We start from the raw sequence: 13,067 nt of genomic DNA on the forward strand, positions 1-13,067 counted from the left end.
CTCATCCTCTGTAGGGCTCGAGCACCAGGTCGCGATTGACGATCACACGCACCGGAAATCCCGGACGGATCGTCAACGTCGGCTGGATGTTGAGATTGCGGCGGACCACCTGCTGGCCGGTCTGATTGATCGAATCCCCTGCTCCGCGGCGGAGCGCAGCAATGAGGTTGCTGTTGGTGTTAGCGGTGTCCGACCCGGAATTCACCTCGGTGCCGACGGCGAGCAGCGTCGACAGCGCGGCCGCATCCAACAGCTCCTTCCAATGGTTGTCGACCTCATCTTCGAGGCCAGAGTAGCCCGCTGAATCTGCGCCAGGCTGCCGCTCCAGAACGATCGACCGTCCATTCGGCATGATGAGGCGGGTCCAGACCAGGAGCACGCGCGACTGGCCAAAAGCGACCTGGCTATCATAGGTCCCGATCAGCCTTGCTCCTTGTGGGATGAGCCGAGCTCGTCCGGTGGGAGAATCGTACACCGCTTCCGTTACTTGCGCCGTGATCTGGCCAGGCAGGTCAGAGCGGATTCCGGTAATGAGAGCGGCCGGAATGACCGTCCCCGCCTGGACCACGAAGGGCGAGGCTGGTTTCACCAGGCGATCGGGACTGGTCGTCCGCCGATCGACGGAGGCGGTGACAAAAGCAAGCTTGCGGTCTTGCGCGTTCTGGGTAAACGCTTCGTCGGATGAGGGCGTTGCGCCTGGAGGGGCTTCGCTCGATGATGCGACCGGCGCCTGTGGGCGGACATTGGTACTCGCAAACACCTTGCTGGTACGTGCCGCCTCGCTCTCCTGGTTGACGCGCTGCTGTTCGGCATCGACACCGAGCGGACTAGACGTCGAAGAGCCCTGTGCTGCGACGATCGGCCGGCCGAGATCGCCCGGTAAAGGCGGCCCCAGCCGCGGCACGTCCTTCGGGATCTCAGTGTAGTCCTTCGGGAGGGTTGCAAGCTGATCGGCGACGTTGTGGTGGTCGGTCGCGTAGAGCTCCTCGGGCGCCTGCGTGCGCGATCGCTTCTCCTGCAGGGCCCAGAATACCGCGCCGGAGATGAGCACGAGCACAAGGGCGCTGCCGCCGGCAAGGATTTTGCGTGAGAGGCGCGCGACCTTCGGCCGGTCTGGTCGAAGCCGCAGGGTTTCGGCGATCTCTTGCGGAGGCTTGACCCGCGGAGCCTCCTTACCCGCCTCGTTCGCCTGGCTAGTATCGGTCAAAGGGACCTCCCGTCGGTTCGCACGATCCTGATCTTCTGCTGGTGCTCCTCGCCCAGCCTCAGTTCCGCGGCGGCGAACAGCCGATCGACGATCAGGACATTGCCGTAAGCGCGGTAGTTGACGAGCTCGGTCTTGCCGTCAGGCCCGATCACGAACAGCGGCGGCATTTCGCCCTGGCCGATGCCCGGCGAAAATTCGATGTAGACCTTGCGCCCATCGTCATAGGCATTGACAGGACGCCAGGGTGGGCTGTCTCCCTCGATGGCGTAGCGGTAACGGCGCTGCGCCTGATCCGGGATGACAGGTGTGGGCGGCAGAGCTCGACCACGCGCGTGCCGATCCTCCGGATAGAACCACGCGACCGAGGGCATGTAGGGCTTTTCCCGCGAGCGGAGTTCGATGAGGTAAGTGCGCCGATCCGTGTTGACGACGAGGTTGGTCTCGATCGCCGGACGTGTCGGCTTCACCATGATGTGCACGCGTCGCGTGTCGCCGCTGCCGCTTTCGGTGTCGCCGACCACCCAACGCACGGTATCACCCGCGGCAACTGGTCCCGCCCCGATCAGTTGCTCGCCGGCCTCCAAGGCGATGTCGGTGATCTGCCCTGGCGCGGCATAGACCTGATAGAGAGCGCCCGGACTGTACGAAAACACCTGCACTGCATTGAAGTAGCCAGCCTTTCGTGGCTGCACACGTGCGGCGTCATTCGCGGTCTCAATCCGTTCAATCGGCTCCTTGGCTTCCGCGTTCTTGCCGCCGCGCGCCGCCTTCCAGGCCGGTGGCACATGCAGCGGCCGCGGCCGATCGTCGGCAAGCGCCGGCAGATCTGGAGCCGGCGGGACATCGCTATCGTAACTGATTTGCGGCGGCTTGAACGTGGTGCACCCGCCAAGGGTGGACACACCAATGACGAGAGCCAGAACCAGGCGCGGGCGGACCCTCTGTGACGCAATAACGAGACCTGACGGCATTGCTAACCCAGCTCCTTCGACCAGTTGATGGCGTTCACGTAAATCCCAAGGGGATTTTTGCGCAGGCGATCGAGATCGCGAGGCATCTCCACGATGATGCTGACGATCGCGCTCCACCGCTCGGTTGCGGCTAGCTGACCGTTGTCGAAGCGGCGCTCGACCCAGGCCAGGCGAAAGCTCTCAGGGGAAGCCCGGATGACGCTCGAGACCTCGATCGCCACTTGCGTCTTACCGAGCTTGGCGAATGGATCGTTGTTGCGTGCATAGTCATTCAGCGCAACGGCGCCGCGATCGGTCGTAAAGTCGTAGGCGCGGAGCCAGTTTTTGCGCAGGACAATGGCGTCCATCGGCAGGCCGCGCACATGCTCGATGAAGCGCGCCAGGTGAAAGGCTACTTGCGGATCGGTCGGTTGATAGCTGGCGTTTGCCGGAGCAACGGCTTTCGCTTCCCCCAATTGATCGACCTCGACCACCCAGGGCGTGATCGTCCCGTGAGCGGATTGCCAGACCAGGGCGCCGGCAAAGCCGGCTGACAAGAAGAGGCAGCCAAAGGCCATCAGGCGCCAGTTCTTGGCCTGCACGCGCGCAGACCCAATGCGATCATCCCAGACCTGGGCTGCGCGTTGATAGGGAGTGACGGCTTCTGGCGTGCGGCCATAGTGAACAGCCGATCGTTTGAACATTGCTTGACCTCAAGAGATGGCGGGAATTCGAAAGAAAGGAGGCGTCAGTGATCCTCTTGCGAGAGGTCGACAGATCCGCCGCCGCCTCCGTGATCACCTGAACGGATCGCGTGGGTTGCCGCTGATGCGCCATGACTGATCGTCTGCGCTCTCTTCATGCGCCGAACCCAAGCGGGCGCGCTGTCGGAAGCTCTCGAGGAATCCTCTTCCCCCGTACCGGCATTGCTCGCCGTTCCACCAAGACCAGCTGCGACCGAGCGCAAGGGGCTTGCAGCACCGGACGCGCTCGCCTCGGAGCCGGACTGACTCCCCGCCCGAAACACGCTCATGGTGCCACTTGCAATCGCGCTTCCACCGCGTGCGGCGCCTGCAATCGCGCCGCCGGCGAGACCGGCAGCGCCGGCCGCAAGGCCAGCGCCAGCCGCAACGACTCCACCGGCGGCAAGTCCCGTCCCGACTGCGCTGCCTGCACCGAGCTGCGGACCTCCGGAGACGATGCCGTTGGCAATCCCAGGTCCGAAAATGCCGAGCCCCAACAAGGAAAGTGCGCCGAGCACCAGCGCCATCGCGTTCTCGATGCTCGGCTGATTGCCGCCGAAACCTGCCGTGAACTGCGAGAATAAGGTCGATCCAATGCCGACGATGACGGCGAGGACCAAAACCTTGATGCCGGAGGAGATGACGTTGCCCAGCACCCGTTCGGCCGCAAAGGAGGTCTTGCCGAACAGACCGAAGGGGATCAGCACGAAGCCTGCAAGCGTCGTCAGCTTGAACTCAATCAACGTCACGAAGAGCTGGATCGCGAGAATAAAGAAGGCAAGCAGCACCACGATCCAGGCGAACAGCAGGACCGCGATCTGGACGAAATTCTCGAAGAAGCTGACATAGCCCATCAGCCCCGAGATCGAGTCCAGGATCGGACGGCCGGCATCGAGCCCCACTTGCGCGATCCGGCCTGGCCGCAAGAAATCGGCCGATGACAGACTCGTGCCCGAGGCTTTGAGGCCAAGACCAGCAAAGCTCTCGAAGAGGATGCGGGCAAGGCTATTCCAATTGCCGATCAGGTAGGCAAAAACACCGACAAACAAGGTTTTTTTGACAAGCCGGGCAAGAATCTCCTCATCACTTCCGAGGGACCAGAACAGGCCCGCAAGCGTGAGGTCGATTGCAGCTAACGTCGTCGCGAGATAGCCGACTTCGCCCCCGACCAGGCCAAACCCGGAATCGATATAGCGGGTGAAGGTTTCCAGGAACTGGTCGATGACGGAGGTGCCGCCCATTGTTCACTCGCTTTGGCTTGGAATGGAGGGTGAGAGGGACGGGAGGCGGCTTTCGTCCTTACGCGGCAGCGGGGAGGAAAATGGCGCGGCGCCTACCCCGCTATCACCCTCTACCGATCCGCTTTTCCCCAAGAACTGGCTGCGCCGTTCCGCCCAGATCCTCTCGCATTCGAGCAGAGCCTCTCTCTGCTCGTAGGTGACGGTGCGGCATTGCTCGAGCTTTGCCGCCGTCGGATCGGGCTTCCCAGCGAGCGAGGCGGAAGATTGGGTCGCGCTGTCGTCGCCGCGCAGGCGAACGGCGCAGGCGGCGACGACCAGGACTGTGAGGCAAACTGCCCCCGCCATCGGCAGCCGTTCAAATCTGTTCTTCATCATCAGTGGAACATCTGCACGGTTGTCGGTTGATAGCCCTGACCCTGGGTCAGAAAGCGCCGCATTTGCTCCCTCCCCTGATCCTGGGCACTTGCTCTTTGCGCGGCTTCGAGCGATTGCGCACGCCCTTGCGCGGCAACGGTGGCCGTGAGGTCCGCAAGCTGCTGAGCTTGCAGCGCAAGGAGCTGGTTGCCGGCCTGACTTGCCTGCAGAGCACCTGACGCGCCCTGGCTCGCCGTGACCAGGGCCGACATCTGGGTGCGGTTGGTATCGAGATTGCCGACGACGGTTGCCTGCACCCGCATGGCGTCCTGCAGCCCGGCAACCGCATTCTGCCAGCGTGTCTGGGCGCTGGCGACGAGGAGCCCATTGGACATGGTTGCGGATGCCGGCGCATAAGTTGTCGAGAACGCGCGATCGATTTGCTGGACGTCGTAGGCAATCCGCTGCGCTTGACTGAGCAGCTGCTGCGTGCGCTGAATCGATTGCTCGAGCTGCTGCAAGGACGAGTACGGCAGGCTCGCCAGGTTCTTCGCCTGATTGATCAACATCTGCGCTTGGTTTTGCAGCGAGGTGATCTGGTTGTTGATCTGCTGCAGCTCGCGCGCGGCGGTCAGCACATTTTGCACGTAGTTGTTGGGATCGAACACGATCCACTGTGCCTTTCCTTCCCGGGGCGCTTGGGTCAGGCTAATTGCGATGATACTTGCTGCCAGAAGCGGACGGAGACGTTTCATGACAAGCCATCTTCCTTGGCAAGCTGTGGAATGAGATTGCAGGCCCAGCCGAGGTCGCGCGCCTTGAGCCAGCCGGCGACGAAATCGTCTCGTCCGTGCTCCTCAAGAACCCGCTCGATGAGAGTCTGGTCGGTCTTGGACGACGCGGCCGCAAAAGCCAGCGCGATCTCACCAAGGCCGAGCTCGAACAGCCGGTTGCCCCGGCGCGACTGGCAGTAGTAGTCGCGCTTTGGCGTCGCGCGGGCGAGGATCTCGATCTGCCGGTCATTTAGTCCAAAGCGCCGGTAGACGCCTAAGATCTGCGGCTCGATCGCCCGGTCATTGGGAAGCAGGATCCGGGTCGGGCAGCTCTCGATAATTGCGGGCGCAATTGCGGAGCCATCGATATCGGCCAGCGACTGGGTCGCAAACACGACGGAGGCGTTCTTCTTGCGCAGCGTCTTCAACCATTCGCGGAGCTTGCCGGCAAAATCGGCATCGTCCAGCGCAAGCCAGCCCTCATCGATGATGAGAAGGGTCGGACGGCCGTCGAAGCGATCCTCAATCCGGTGGAACAAATAGGAGAGAACCGCCGGCGCGACACCGGTCCCGATCAACCCGTCAGTCTCAAACACCTGGACGGAGGTCTCTCCCAGCCGCTCACCCTCGGCATCCAGCAGCTGCTCAAATGGACCGCCGAGGCAATAGGGTTGCAGCGCGCGCTTCAAGGCATTGGATTGCAGAAGAACGGACAAGCCCGTCAGCGTCCGCTCCCGAACTGGCGCCGAGGCGAGCGAGGTCAAGGCCGACCAGACATGATCCTTGGTCTCGGGCGTGACCTCGATGCGCTCGCGCGCAAGAATCGATGCGATCCAATCGGCTGCCCAACCGCGCTCCGCGACTTCGTCGATGCGCGCAAGCGGCTGGAGCGCCACGAATTCTGCCGAGTCTCCACCAACCGCGCCGCCAAGATCATGCCAGTCGCCTCCCATGGCGATCGCCGCCGCGCGGATCGACCCGCCGAAGTCAAAGGCAAAGATCTGAGCGGCCGGATATCGCCGGAACTGCAGTGCCATCAGTGCGAGCAGCACCGATTTGCCGGCGCCGGTCGGTCCAACGATCAGAGTGTGTCCGACATCGCCGACATGGAGCGAGAAGCGGAAAGGGGTCGATACTTCCGTTTTCCCGAATAACAGCGGAGGCGCCTTGAAATGATGGTCTTTCACCTCTCCCGCCCAGACCGCAGAGAGCGGGATCATGTGGGCGAGATTTAGCGTCGACACCGGCGGCTGGCGCACGTTTGCATAGACCTGTCCCGGCAGGCTGCCGAGCCAGGCCTCAACGGCATTCACTGTCTCGGTCATGGAGGTAAAGTCCCGGCCCTGGATCACCTTTTCAACGAGGCGTAGCTTTTCGTCCGCCGCGTGCGGATCCCTGTCCCAGACCGTGACGGTTGCCGTCACAAAGGCTTCACCGATCTGATCCGAGCCGAGCTCCTGGAGCGCACTATCTGCATCCATCGCCTTGTTGTGGGCGTCGGTATCCAGAAGCGTGGAAGCCTCGTTCGTCATCACCTCCTTCAGGATCGCGGCAATCGACTTGCGCTTGGCAAACCATTGCCGCCTGATCCTGGTCAGGAGCTTTAGAGCATCCGTCTTGTCCAGCATGATCGCCCGGGTGGACCAGCGGTACGGGAATGCGAGGCGGTTGAGATCATCGAGGATCCCGGGCGTCGTCGTCGTGGGAAACCCCACAACCGTCAGGACACGCACATGCGCGTCACCCAGCATCGGCTCAAGCCCGCCTGTCAGCGGCTGATCGGCAAGCAGCGCATCGAGATACATCGGGATTTCCGGCACCCGAACACGATGCCGCTTGGTCGAGACCGTCGAGTGCAGGTAGGTGAGCGTTGCCTCGTCATCGAGCCAGCCGCATTCTGGCATAAAGCCCTCCACGAGCTGCAGCACGCGGTTGGTCCGGTCGACGAAGCCACTCAGCACCTCGCGCGCATCCGCTCCCGCGCTGCGATGGCCGCCCTCGTACAGGAGACGCTCTGCCACAGCTGCACTCTCTGCAGGCGGCAGATAAAGGAAGGTCAGGTAGTAGCTCGATTCATAATGGCTGCCGGCCTCCTCGAATTGCGCTTTCCGCTCCGCATCCACCAGGGCGGATGCGACATCCGGGAATATGTCGGGCGGATAGCGCCCTGCCGAATGCCGTTGCGCCTCGACGAAAACCGCCCAGCCCGATCCGAGACGCCGGAGCGCATTGTTCAGCCGGCTTGCGACCGCAACAAGCTCAGCCGGCACGGAACTGTCGAGGTCCGGTCCCCTGAACCGCGCCGTCCGCTGAAGTGAGCCGTCCTTGTTCAATACAATTCCCTCGTCGACCAGAGCAGCCCAGGGCAGGAAATCAGCAAGGCGCGTATTCGAACGGCGGTATTCGGCAAGATTCATCATGGGACTATTCTCAAGCGCTGAGGTGACCGGGAACACGAACGTGCCGGCGCACGACTTCGACGAATTCCGGATCGCGTTTTGCGGCCCAGACTGCGGCCATGTGGCCGATGAACGCCAGCAGAAGGCCTGCCAGCCACAAGCGCAGACCAAGGCCGAGTGCTGCAGCCAATGTGCCGTTGAGAATGGCAACCGATCGCGGTGCACCACCCATCAGGATCGGCTCGGTCAGCGCACGGTGGACAGGGGCGACAAAGCCCGGGACTGGCTCATCCATCAGATCACCACCCCGCCGCCGAACGAGAAGAACGACAGGAAGAAGCTCGAGGCGGCAAATGCGATCGACAGACCAAACACGATCTGGATCAGCCGCCGGAAGCCGCCCGATGTGTCGCCGAATGCGAGCGAAAGACCTGTCACGATGATGATGATGACCGCGATGATCTTGGCGACGGGTCCTTCGACCGATTGCAGGATCTGGTTGAGCGGCTGCTCCCAGGGCATGTTCGAGCCGGCGGCCCAGGCCGTGCTACTCACCAGGTACAGACAAGCGAATGCCGCAACTGACGTGAAACCTCGCCCGAGAGATGATCGTAGGTTCATGACTGATCTCCGATTTTCGAAAGGGTGTAGTCGCCTGATGAGCCAAGCCCGGTGACAGAAGCGAGTTCGCTCAAACGCCGTTCGGCACCACGGCCAGAGAGCACGGCGATGACGTTGATGGTCTCGGCGATCAGCGCGCGCGGGACCGTTACGACGGCCTCCTGGATGAGCTGCTCGAGCCGGCGGAGCGCGCCAAGCGCGGTGCCAGCGTGAATCGTGCCGACACCGCCGGGATGTCCAGTCCCCCAGGCTTTGAGCAGATCGAGCGCCTCGGCCCCGCGCACCTCGCCAATCGGGATACGATCAGGGCGCAGGCGAAGCGACGACCGCACAAGTTCGGACAGCGAGACGACGCCATCCTTGGTCCGCAGCGCCACGAGGTTCGGCGCCGTGCACTGAAGCTCCCGCGTATCTTCGATGAGAACGACGCGATCCGAACCTTTGGCCACTTCCGCCAGAAGCGCGTTCGTCAGCGTCGTCTTGCCCGTGGATGTGCCGCCCGCGACCAGGATGTTCTTGCGAGTGGCGACCGCATCACGAAGCGCGTTCGCCTGCTCCAAGTTCATGATGCCGGCAGCGACATAGTCGTCCAGCCCAAACACGGCGACCGCGGGTTTGCGGATTGCGAAGGCCGGCGCGGCGACGACCGGCGGCAGCAAACCTTCGAAACGCTCTCCCGTTTCCGGCAGCTCAGCCGAGATTCGGGGCGAGCCGGCATGAACCTCAGCGCCCACATAGTGTGCGACCAGCCGGACAATTCGCTCGCCGTCGGCAGCTGATAGACTCTCGCCGGTATCGGTAAGGCCGCTCGACAGCCTATCGATCCACAGCCGGCCATCGGGGTTCAGCATCACCTCAACGATCGACGGATCTTCCAGAAAGCCTGCGATAGCCGGACCCAACGCCGTGCGCAGCATGCGCGCCCCGCGCAACTCGGCTTCCGAATGAAATGAATGGATTGCCACGACTGCCCCCCAGTTGATCGAGGCCGCTGGCGTCAGCGGCCTCACATGGGGAAGCTACAAAAGGCAGAACTCACGCTATCGCAACAATGGGATCGGATGGATCGTAGCCTGGCGTAGAAGAAGAAAGGTCGGGAAAGATTGCCCGGGACGCGCCGAAAACGGGATCCGCGACATCAACCCGGCAGCAGGCTGACCTCACCACTCCCCCATGTTCATCCGGCTCCAGGATGCCCAAACTCGGCTGGTCGAACAACAGCCTCAAACAAGCTCCAGCCACGCGCCGTTTGGCGTCCGACCGAAGCCCACCTTTCGTTCCCGGCCTGCAGGCCAGGAATTGGCAAACCGGGGTAGTGCCACCAATTGGAGCACAGGGGTTTGCAGCGAAGCGATCCGGTAGGCAATCATCGGAAGTGCCCGCGGCCACTGTTCCAGGATCAGTCCCGTCCCGTACTGCACAAAGCTCTGCCAAATTACAGGACGTCCAGACCGTCCGTTCGCGCGCGCCACGAGCAGGTGGGAAATAATCCCCACGATGGCGGAGGTCAGAGTGGTAGCTGATCCCGCGACCGACACGACGCACCACGGCGGGAGGGACGGCCAGGGCGGATGCGGGATCAGCACAAGCTCGGCCACAATCAGCCACGCCGCGACCAACCCGAACAGAGCCTCCGTTTTCTTGCCGCGACGGCGCACCAATTGGCAAGGGCACCCAAAACCAGCGCGCCGAGACTAAAGGGGCTCCATCACGAACGGCTGTGTGACGAGACTTGCTCGATCTAGCCGTTTGCGGACCCGATGCAGGTCACAGATAGAGGCGCAATTCTCCAGAAACGGGCATCGGAATAGACAGTTCTCAGAGTAACAAGCTTCCCGCTGCCCTGTGGGCGTACGGTCCGCTCGGGAACCACGACATAGATCGAACTGGCAGCAAGCGCAGTTGCCGCGGCCAGCGTCTCGAACGAGCGCGCCAGCCCATCCAATCCAGGAGCACCTGGCTGGGTGCTGTTGCGGTGACGGCCCCCAATGACCCTGGCATGATCATGAAGCCGTCGATGAGGGTCGTCCGTTCTCTCCGAAACCAGCGGACAATGATTTTCAGGCCCGACATGTCCTTCGTTCAAACTCGGATGCGCATCACTATCGGCTTGAGTGACATTCGAGGTGGCTTCGCGTCCAGGCTCATCGACTTGCATCTTCTCTGGGCTTCGCGGTTGTGACCGCACGAACCCGCGCACGGCCGCTTCACGCGCGGCGTGGATATCGGATAGAAACGGATGAGTCGCCCCAGCGATGGTGGTAACAGAGGGGCCAATCGGAACGTCGCTTCAACTGCACCAACATCTTCGTCGTAGTCTGGCACAGCCAAAGAAAGACGCGGCGGCTTGAAGACGAAGCCGGCTTTATCAGCCCATGCCATTTGCGAGCCGCCGGCTCTGAGGTCTAAAGTGAGGCGCCCATCCCTTGCACCTCGCGACGGGCTGCCGGTTGCAGGCAACTTGTCTGACTCCGCACGGCACCTCCGCCCGTTTGCCAGAGAAGCATCGAAGGCGCGCAGCCTGCTTACTCGGGCTTGTCGGAAGTCTGCACGTCCATGCTCACCTCTTTCAGGACCTTGGATCCTGCAAGTCGCCTTCCGAGCGCCTCGACGAAGCGGTCATAGCGCTCGCCACCCTTAGCACGGGCGGCTGGGCTCGAATGCTCCGGCAAGGCCGGAGTTGAGGTCAGCCAGCACCGGATGAAGAGCGCGAGGATCTCAAGCGAGATGCCAAATGACCTTTGTCACCGACATGAGTTGGGGATCTCGCCGCCCATCTACACCCGCGCACAACAACAATCGCGCGCACGTCGCAGTCCCGCGCGTCCCAGCGCAGAGATCGGCGGATGAGAGGAAGACCGCGACCTGGGTCGAACGCCCGAATCGGCAGTGCTGCGGCCACGAATTGATCGAACCAAACCGTACGGATCGTACCAAAAAGCCGATTTTGTGCGCGAGAGATCATTGGTAAGCAAAACAACGCCTAAGCACATCCCATAATGTGAAGGGGCAATTCGTTTCTGGAAAGGATCCGCCTTGGAAACTCGTACACTTTCCAGAACTCTGCGGGAATAACAGATCGCTACCGAAAACAATGAAGTACCGTTCAATGCGATCGAGGCTTTCTGACGATCGCGCGGGAAGGAGCCTAACTCGCGCGGCTAGGCTCTCCGCTTCCGAGGGACCTGATATCTCATGAGGCTATCGCACCGCGACGTGACAGTGGGTTCACCTGACAATCACGGCAGCGCGCAATGACAAGGATGCGCCTGCACAGATTGGCCTCGCGGCTTGCCGGAGCTACGACGGTGATGCTCTGCGGCATGGTTGTGATAAACGCGTCCGACTGCCCACAGCAGAATGTGCTCGGCACGTCGCGCGAGCTCGCGGTCAATGCGAAGACCTATCCGCGCGTCGGATTGAACAGCTTTGCGGAAACGCTTCCTCTGGCGGACCATGAGGTCGTCCTAACCTTCGACGACGGGCCGCGACAGCCGACCACGGAAAAGGTACTGGCGGCGCTCGCGGAGGAATGCGTGAGAGCCGCGTTCTTCTTGGTCGGTATCTCCTCCGCAGAATTTCCCGAGCTCGTCCGCCGCATCGCCGCCGGGGGCCACACCATTGCGCACCATAGCTGGTCGCATCCGATGATGTCGAAGATTACGTTCGAGCAGGCGAAAGAGGACATCGATCGTGGCATTGCCGCTGATGAAATGGCGCTCGATAAGGTCTCGGCGAACACTCCCTCAACGCCCTTCTTCCGGTTTCCCTATTTCGACTCGACCCCTGCCACACTCAAGCTCTTGCAGTCGCACGGGATCGTTGTGTTCGGAGCTGACGTTTGGGCGAACGACTGGGAAGACATAACGCCAGACCAAGAATTGAGGAACGTGATCGAACGGCTTGAGACAGCAAGAAAGGGCATCATTCTGCTGCACGACGCCCAGGCCCGAACGGCGGCAATGATGCCGGCCTTTCTGCACTATCTGCACGAGAACGGATATCGGATCGTGCATCTTGTGCCGGATGCCCCGAGCCAAAGGAACGCCGAAGTCGAACCGATGATGCCGATCATGCCGTAACCTGGCGGCGCCGCTTCGCGCGTCATTCTGGGTGGTCAGCAAGGTATGATCAGCTTCAGACCGACAGTCCGATTTACCTCGGAGGATTAGACGGGCAGCCAAGAATCCGGCAGCGGGATATCGGTTGCGCGACGTATGCGATATCCGGGGCACCCAAGTGCAAAGCCCCGGCCCTGTCCTGCGGCTGACAGGGCGGCGCGCCCAAATCGAAGCATGCATCGCACGGCGATCGCGTCCAAAGCAAGAGGTCGCCGCCCGCATCTGATGCGCGCTATACGCCGAAAACGGCGTGATCGGAAACTGCGGCATCAGAATTCGGCGACGCAGGACAGGGCGATCAACGCGAGAAAGGACAAATGGATGACGAGCCAAACGGCGGATAAGACTCGAAACAAGCGCGGCGCTTGTCTACGCCGTCGAGCTTATCCGATGCGAAGATCCTCAGCCGAGACTTTACCAGAACGGCCGACCTTCACTTCGTAGCTGATCCGGGCGCCTTCCGCCAAGCCGGTGTAGCCGGCCTTTTCAACGGCACTAATGTGCACGAAGACGTCAGGGCTGCTATCATCCGGCTTGATGAAGCCGTAGCCTTTGGTCGAGTTGAACCATTTTACAGTACCCGTTCCCACCGTCCGATCTCCAAAATGAACACAAGCGATCTATCCAAGTCTTCTACGGGTATCAAGCCCTCGCATTA

The 13,067-nt window shown here is 61.9% G+C and carries 13 protein-coding genes and 1 pseudogene; 1 reads left to right on the forward strand and 13 read right to left on the reverse strand.

Annotated features, from left to right (window positions below; translation table 11 throughout):
* Position 1 precedes the first annotated feature (1 nt).
* The 12 genes and pseudogenes from ABIC09_RS28770 to ABIC09_RS28825 all read right to left on the reverse strand — a co-directional run.
* Entirely contained in the window at positions 2-1,207 is a 1,206-nt protein-coding gene (locus ABIC09_RS28770; protein WP_502917709.1) for a TraB/TrbI/VirB10 family type IV secretion system protein, read from the reverse strand.
* Entirely contained in the window at positions 1,204-2,178 is a 975-nt protein-coding gene (gene trbG / locus ABIC09_RS28775) for a P-type conjugative transfer protein TrbG (RefSeq protein ID WP_354111353.1), read from the reverse strand. Before trbG ends, ABIC09_RS28770 begins: the two co-directional genes overlap by 4 nt.
* Positions 2,179-2,180: 2 nt before the next feature.
* The gene (gene trbF, locus ABIC09_RS28780) at positions 2,181-2,861 is read right to left on the reverse strand and encodes a conjugal transfer protein TrbF (RefSeq protein ID WP_354111354.1); all 681 of its coding nucleotides are present in this window, start codon (positions 2,859-2,861) and stop codon (positions 2,181-2,183) included.
* A gap of 44 nt (positions 2,862-2,905) precedes the next feature.
* Positions 2,906-4,141 (reverse strand): P-type conjugative transfer protein TrbL, encoded by a 1,236-nt coding sequence (gene trbL, locus ABIC09_RS28785; RefSeq protein WP_354111355.1) that lies wholly within the window; start codon positions 4,139-4,141, stop codon positions 2,906-2,908.
* Between the two features lie 3 nt (positions 4,142-4,144).
* On the reverse strand, positions 4,145-4,516 hold the full coding sequence (gene trbK-alt, locus ABIC09_RS28790; RefSeq protein WP_354111356.1) for a putative entry exclusion protein TrbK-alt: 372 nt from the start codon (positions 4,514-4,516) through the stop codon (positions 4,145-4,147).
* Positions 4,516-5,250 carry a P-type conjugative transfer protein TrbJ gene (gene trbJ / locus ABIC09_RS28795; protein WP_354111357.1) on the reverse strand — a complete coding sequence of 245 codons (735 nt, stop codon included), beginning with the start codon at positions 5,248-5,250 and terminating at the stop codon, positions 4,516-4,518. The genes trbK-alt and trbJ overlap by 1 nt, the downstream gene beginning before the upstream one ends.
* Entirely contained in the window at positions 5,247-7,688 is a 2,442-nt protein-coding gene (gene trbE, locus ABIC09_RS28800) for a conjugal transfer protein TrbE (RefSeq protein ID WP_354111358.1), read from the reverse strand. Before trbE ends, trbJ begins: the two co-directional genes overlap by 4 nt.
* 10 nt (positions 7,689-7,698) lie before the next feature.
* Positions 7,699-7,962: a VirB3 family type IV secretion system protein gene (locus ABIC09_RS28805; protein ID WP_007600323.1), complete on the reverse strand. Its 264-nt coding sequence runs from the start codon at positions 7,960-7,962 to the stop codon at positions 7,699-7,701.
* Positions 7,962-8,288 (reverse strand): TrbC/VirB2 family type IV secretion system protein, encoded by a 327-nt coding sequence (locus ABIC09_RS28810; protein ID WP_354111359.1) that lies wholly within the window; start codon positions 8,286-8,288, stop codon positions 7,962-7,964. The genes ABIC09_RS28805 and ABIC09_RS28810 overlap by 1 nt, the downstream gene beginning before the upstream one ends.
* Complete coding sequence (trbB, locus tag ABIC09_RS28815; protein ID WP_354111421.1) at positions 8,285-9,205, reverse strand: P-type conjugative transfer ATPase TrbB; 921 nt, start codon at positions 9,203-9,205, stop codon at positions 8,285-8,287. Before trbB ends, ABIC09_RS28810 begins: the two co-directional genes overlap by 4 nt.
* 306 nt (positions 9,206-9,511) lie before the next feature.
* Positions 9,512-9,949 carry a hypothetical protein gene (locus ABIC09_RS28820; protein WP_354111360.1) on the reverse strand — a complete coding sequence of 146 codons (438 nt, stop codon included), beginning with the start codon at positions 9,947-9,949 and terminating at the stop codon, positions 9,512-9,514.
* An 864-nt stretch (positions 9,950-10,813) separates the two neighbouring features.
* Positions 10,814-11,032 (reverse strand): annotated as a pseudogene (locus ABIC09_RS28825) (CopG family transcriptional regulator); the annotation flags it as partial.
* A 510-nt stretch (positions 11,033-11,542) separates the two neighbouring features.
* Here ABIC09_RS28825 and ABIC09_RS28830 point away from each other — a divergent pair.
* Positions 11,543-12,370 (forward strand): polysaccharide deacetylase family protein, encoded by an 828-nt coding sequence (locus ABIC09_RS28830; protein ID WP_502917710.1) that lies wholly within the window; start codon positions 11,543-11,545, stop codon positions 12,368-12,370.
* Positions 12,371-12,792: 422 nt separating this feature from the next.
* Here the strand turns inward: ABIC09_RS28830 and ABIC09_RS28835 are convergent, their stop codons facing one another.
* Positions 12,793-12,999, reverse strand: coding sequence for a cold-shock protein (locus ABIC09_RS28835; protein WP_354111361.1), 207 nt, complete (start codon positions 12,997-12,999; stop codon positions 12,793-12,795).
* Positions 13,000-13,067: the final 68 nt, after the last annotated feature.

The organism is Bradyrhizobium sp. S3.12.5 (assembly GCF_040548225.1).
Taxonomy (GTDB): Bacteria; Pseudomonadota; Alphaproteobacteria; order Rhizobiales; family Xanthobacteraceae; genus Bradyrhizobium; species Bradyrhizobium cytisi.

Bases quoted from the DNA above. Each gene is read 5' to 3' on its own strand.
- trbG (WP_354111353.1), bottom strand. From the start codon at position 2,178: ATGCCGTCAGGTCTCGTTATTGCGTCACAGAGGGTCCGCCCGCGCCTG.
- trbF (WP_354111354.1), bottom strand. From the start codon at position 2,861: ATGTTCAAACGATCGGCTGTTCACTATGGCCGCACGCCAGAAGCCGTC.
- trbL (WP_354111355.1), bottom strand. From the start codon at position 4,141: ATGGGCGGCACCTCCGTCATCGACCAGTTCCTGGAAACCTTCACCCGC.
- trbK-alt (WP_354111356.1), bottom strand. From the start codon at position 4,516: ATGATGAAGAACAGATTTGAACGGCTGCCGATGGCGGGGGCAGTTTGC.
- trbJ (WP_354111357.1), bottom strand. From the start codon at position 5,250: ATGAAACGTCTCCGTCCGCTTCTGGCAGCAAGTATCATCGCAATTAGC.
- trbE (WP_354111358.1), bottom strand. From the start codon at position 7,688: ATGATGAATCTTGCCGAATACCGCCGTTCGAATACGCGCCTTGCTGAT.
- ABIC09_RS28805 (WP_007600323.1), bottom strand. From the start codon at position 7,962: ATGGATGAGCCAGTCCCGGGCTTTGTCGCCCCTGTCCACCGTGCGCTG.
- ABIC09_RS28810 (WP_354111359.1), bottom strand. From the start codon at position 8,288: ATGAACCTACGATCATCTCTCGGGCGAGGTTTCACGTCAGTTGCGGCA.
- trbB (WP_354111421.1), bottom strand. From the start codon at position 9,205: ATGCTGCGCACGGCGTTGGGTCCGGCTATCGCAGGCTTTCTGGAAGAT.
- ABIC09_RS28830 (WP_502917710.1), top strand. From the start codon at position 11,543: ATGACAAGGATGCGCCTGCACAGATTGGCCTCGCGGCTTGCCGGAGCT.